Below are 4,542 nucleotides of genomic sequence, written 5' to 3'. Positions count from 1 at the left end.
GCTTTGTCGGCGCGCTGGCGGCGCAATTGGCGGAGGGGAAGGCGATCCGCGATGCGCTGAAATATGCCAATGCCGCGGCATCGATCTGTGTGCAGCGGATGGGTGCCGCGCCGTCGATGCCGACGGCGGCGGAGGTGCAAGAAATTCTCTAGAAAGGAGGTGGCGTCGTCGGCGGTCTTTCCGCAGCACCCCTCTCCCCACCCCCTCCGCAGAGCAGGGCTATCGCATATGCGCTTGGCGGCCGCGAATGTCCTCGGCCTCCATGGTTCGAGACGCGCCGCGAGCGGCGCTCCTCACCATGAGGGTCTAAGATCTCGCCGCGAAAAAAGCCTCAAGCCCGCCAAAGGCGGGCGTCTCGAAGGATGGGCCGCAAAGGCACCGCCCGTCGCGTTCTCTTTCATATGCGATAGCCCCTGCCCCCTCCGCAAAGGGAGGCGTCACGACCCTCACGTCAGCTCAAATTCGTCCTGGATTTGGCCTCATCATCTCGATTTTGTCGTGACACGGCACGATACCTCATTATAGAGCATCGACTCGAAACATCGAACTGCGTGAGAACTGAAAGTGCCAAAAGTGCAGGTGCAAGCGGCCGGCGGAATCGTGCTGCGGCGGGAGCTACCGCCGCGCGTCGCCGTCGTGCGGCTTCGCAAGCGCGACGAGTGGGTGCTGCCGAAGGGCAAGCTCGATCCGGGCGAAACGCCGCGTGCGGCGGCCAAGCGCGAGGTGCTGGAAGAAACCGGGCATAATGTGACGGTGCGGGAATTTCTGGGCACGCTGGTTTACGAGACCGGCGGCCGTGCGAAGGTCGTGCATTACTGGAGCATGGAAGCCGGCGGTGAGCCGGTCCGCGAACTGATGAGCGACATAAGGGCCGTCGACTGGCTAACGCTGAACGCTGCGGTCGAACGATTGTCGCGCGAACATGAGCGCGCCTTCCTGGAGGCGGTCGGCCCGCTTGCGATCGGCGCTCACTCGCGCCGGCTCAAGTCGAAGACAATTGCCGCAAAGGAAACGGCGGCTTCGACAGCGAGCAAAGGCCGAGAGCCGGTGGTCGCACCTGAGCAAGCGCCGCTTGCGCCATCCGAGATCCAGGCGCCGCAGTCGGTGCCGTCGCCCGCGCCTGACCTGGACGAGCGCACCGGCGCCTCCAGCGAAATGCCGATCGTAGGGCCTCTCGCCGAGACGGAGGCCGCACGCATGGGGGTCGAGCCGGATTTTTATCTCACCACAGACCCGCGGCGCGCCGGAGAAGTGACCGCCTCGATCGGCGGCCGGCGGCGCAGCCTCGCGCAGAAGGTGCGCGGATGGTTTCGCCGCGTGGCTTAAAGCGCGATGAGATTGGGATAAATCTTCATCGCGCTTTAGGTTGTTGTTTGAGCATGATCCCTCGGGTCGGGCCCGAGGGCATGCTTTTCGGAAAACCGCTTCACACTTTTCCGGATCATGCTCTAGCCCAACGCACCCTTCAGATCGAACCCGGCATCGCCCGCCTGATCCGGGGTGATCGAGCGGCCGGCCCCTAACAGGCGGCGGCCGAACATGTGGTCGCCGGCGCGGTTGACGGATTCGATGCCGAGGAGCTTTTCGCCCTTGTAGCAGAACGCCGAGAACTGGCCCTGCTCGCGATTCCCCCGCACCACGACGCGGTCGTAGCCGGTGGTGAGGCCCACCATTTGCAGCTTGTCCGGCCCCTGGTCGCTCCAGAACCACGGCACCCCGTCATAGACTTCGTCCTTGCCGGTCAGCCGCGCCGCCACGCAGCGCGCGTGGTCGGTGGCGTTCTGCACCGACTCCAACCGGAGCGAGCCGCCGAAGCGATGGCTGGCGTAGAGCGCGCAATCGCCGATCGCGGAGATGTTGGCATCAGCCGTCAGCAGATGATCGCTGACGATGATGCCGGACGCCACCGGAAGCCCCGCCTCCGCGGCAAGCTCGACATTGGGCAGCACGCCAACGCCGACCACGATCAGATCGGCCGGGATGTGGCGGCCGTCGCTGAGGCTCACTCCCGTCACCTTCTTGCCGTCGCTCTCGATGCTGGTCACCTGCACGCCGAGATGGATGCGCACGCCGGCCGCGGCGAAGCGCGCTTGCGAGAATTCGGAGATTTCCGCGGTCACCGCCCGTCCCATCACGCGCACGCCGAGCTCGACCACGTCGACTTCCAGCCCCTTGGCGCGTGCGGTGGCGGCGAATTCGAGCCCGATGAAGCCGGCGCCGATCACGACGACATGACGGTGATCGGTCATGCGGTCGCGCAGCACCCGGCTTTCGTCGAGCGTGCGCAAATAGCGCACGTCCTCGAGATTGGCATTGGGCAGATCGAGCAGGCGGTTGCGCGCGCCGGTGGCGAGCACGAGATGGCCGAAGTCCAGCGAGGCGCCCGAGGCCAGCTTGAGCTTGCGCGCGGCGCGGTCGATCGCCGCGCCGCGATCGGCGACCAGCTCGATCTTCTGGTCGTGGAAGAATTTCTCCGGCCGGAAGCTCAGGGTTTCCGGGCCGCCGGTGCCCTTCAGATACGCCTTCGACAGCGGCGGGCGCTGATACGGCAGATGGCCCTCGTCATTGACGAGCAGGATGCGCTCGGCAAAGCCGTTCTGCCGCAGCGACATCCCAAGCTGGAAGCCGGCGTGTCCCGCGCCGACGACGACAACCGATCCTGCACTCATCCGCCAAATCCAGTCGCAAGCCCACTCGAAAGGGCACAGAAAATACCCACGTCGTCTCCCCTTCGCCGATTTTCGGTGCTTGCCGGCGTCATTCCCGTGGTCGGCGGCGGGCGCCCGTTCCCGCAGAATGGCGGCATTTCCGGCATCGCGGTTTGAGCCAGCGCAAGCGCTTTGCTCAGCCGGCGACGGGCAAATCTTGCAGACTTCGCCGGGATTGTCACCTGCCGCTTCCCGGACTTAAATGCGCGGCCAATCTTCCGACATGAGGCCTTTTCAGATGTCCGAACCCGCCATTCTATCGATCGACGGTCCGATCGCCACCATCACGCTGAACCGGCCCGAGGCCTTCAACTCGGTGAACCTCGCCATCGCGCAAAAACTCGAACAGCTCGGCGCCGAGGTCGAGGCCAATGACGCCATCAAGGTGCTGGTGATCCAGGGCGAAGGCCGCGCCTTTTCGGCCGGCGGCGACCTGCAGACCATCGGGGCTGCGGCGGAGGCCGATACCATCGCGCCGGTGGTCGGCGAGCTGTTGAAGCATTATCACGCCTTCATCGAGACGGTGCGGCGGATGCCGAAGATCGTGCTCTCCAGCGTGCACGGCTCGGCGGCCGGCGCCGGCATGGGGCTCGCCTTCGTCACCGACCTTTGCATCGCCGCAGAAGACGCCAAGTTCACGCCGGCCTACGCCAAGATCGGCGTCTCGCCCGACGGCGGCAGCACGGTCGGCATGGTGGGCACGGTCGGCGTGCGCCGTGCGTTCCAGATTTTTCTCGCCGAAGACAGTTTTACCGCGCAGCAGGCCCATGACTGGGGGCTGGTGGCCAAGGTGGTGCCGGCGGCGGAGCTGAAGGCGGAAACGCGGAAATTCGCCGAAAAGCTGGCGAAGAATCCGCCGGCCGCGATCGGCGCCACCAAGGCGCTGCTCTACCAGGCCGCGACCACGCCGACCAAACAGCAGCTCGATGCCGAAGAGGAGAAGATCATCGCCTGCATGCAAACGGAAGAATTCCGGATCGCCGTCAAGAAATTCACCAGCAAGTCGAAGTAAGCGCGATGCCGGCGCCGTCCCGCTCCTTCATCTGCCTGCGCCACGGCGCGACCGGCTGGAACCGGCAGGGGCTGTTCCAGGGCCGCACCGACAATCCGCTGAACGACGACGGCATCGCGCAGGCGCATGCGGCGGCGGAGAAATTGCGCAGCGTCGCGCTCGGGCACGTGGTCTCCAGCCCCCTGCTCCGCGCGGTGCAAACCGCGGAGATCGTTGCCAACATCGCATCGAAGACGGTCACGCTCGATCAGGGATTGATCGAGCTCGATTTCGGCAGCTTCGAGGGTCAGAAGGTGCGCGAGCTCATGATGAAGCACGGCAAGAACAGCGCGCAGGGGCTGGTCGACATGCTGCCGGCGGATTCCGAGCCATGGGCCGATTGCGCCGCGCGCGCGATGCGCTCCGTCGGCCAATGGCTCGACCGCCATCCGCAGGACGAAATCCTGTTCGTCTGCCATGATGCCGTGATGCAATCGATGGCGCAGCGGCTGACGGGCAGTTTCTTCAAGAACGGCCACGGCCGGCCGTTCCGCTTCACGCGGACAGCGGATGCGTGGGCTGTGGTGGAAGTCTAATTGTCGTCCCGGCGAAGGCCGCTAGCCCTTGCCGTTTTCGCGCATGAAATCGAAATCGCAGCCCTCGTCGGCCTGCAGGATGGTTTCGTTGAACAGCCAGGCGTAGCCGCGCTTCGCCCAGTCCGGCGCGGCGGCGGGCGCCAGCGCGGCGTGGCGCTTCTTCAATTCGGCCTCCTCGACCAGCAGCTCGATGCGGCGTTTGGCGACGTCGAGGCAGATCATGTCGCCGTTTCGCACAAGGGCCAGC

5 protein-coding genes and 1 pseudogene are annotated in these 4,542 nt (G+C 65.5%); 4 read left to right on the top strand and 2 right to left on the bottom strand.

The annotated features are described in order from the left end of the window. On the top strand, positions 1-152 hold a 152-nt coding region (locus ACT4OC_RS28085; protein WP_444842314.1), incomplete at its 5' end, for a PfkB family carbohydrate kinase. A gap of 412 nt (positions 153-564) precedes the next feature. Further along, the gene (locus ACT4OC_RS28080; protein ID WP_444842313.1) at positions 565-1,326 is read left to right on the top strand and encodes an NUDIX hydrolase; all 762 of its coding nucleotides are present in this window, start codon (positions 565-567) and stop codon (positions 1,324-1,326) included. Positions 1,327-1,448: 122 nt separating this feature from the next. Here ACT4OC_RS28080 and ACT4OC_RS28075 read toward each other — a convergent pair whose 3' ends face one another. After that, a complete protein-coding gene (locus ACT4OC_RS28075; RefSeq protein WP_444842312.1) occupies positions 1,449-2,669 on the bottom strand; it encodes an NAD(P)/FAD-dependent oxidoreductase in 1,221 nt (406 codons plus the stop codon). 277 nt (positions 2,670-2,946) lie between these two features. On the opposite strand from ACT4OC_RS28075, the gene ACT4OC_RS28070 reads away from it, so the two are divergent. Continuing rightward, positions 2,947-3,720: an enoyl-CoA hydratase/isomerase family protein gene (locus ACT4OC_RS28070; protein WP_444842311.1), complete on the top strand. Its 774-nt coding sequence runs from the start codon at positions 2,947-2,949 to the stop codon at positions 3,718-3,720. A gap of 5 nt (positions 3,721-3,725) precedes the next feature. Continuing rightward, positions 3,726-4,295, top strand: a complete 570-nt coding sequence (locus tag ACT4OC_RS28065) for a histidine phosphatase family protein (RefSeq protein WP_444842310.1) — start codon at positions 3,726-3,728, stop codon at positions 4,293-4,295. A 21-nt stretch (positions 4,296-4,316) separates the two neighbouring features. Here ACT4OC_RS28065 and ACT4OC_RS28060 read toward each other — a convergent pair. Further along, positions 4,317-4,542, bottom strand: a pseudogene (locus ACT4OC_RS28060) (dihydroxy-acid dehydratase); the annotation flags it as partial.

The sequence above is a fragment of the Bradyrhizobium sp. genome (assembly GCF_052389815.1).
Lineage (GTDB): Bacteria > Pseudomonadota > Alphaproteobacteria > Rhizobiales > Xanthobacteraceae > Bradyrhizobium.
Note: the sequence above shows the minus strand (reverse complement) of the source record. Positions and strands in the feature narration are given on the sequence as shown.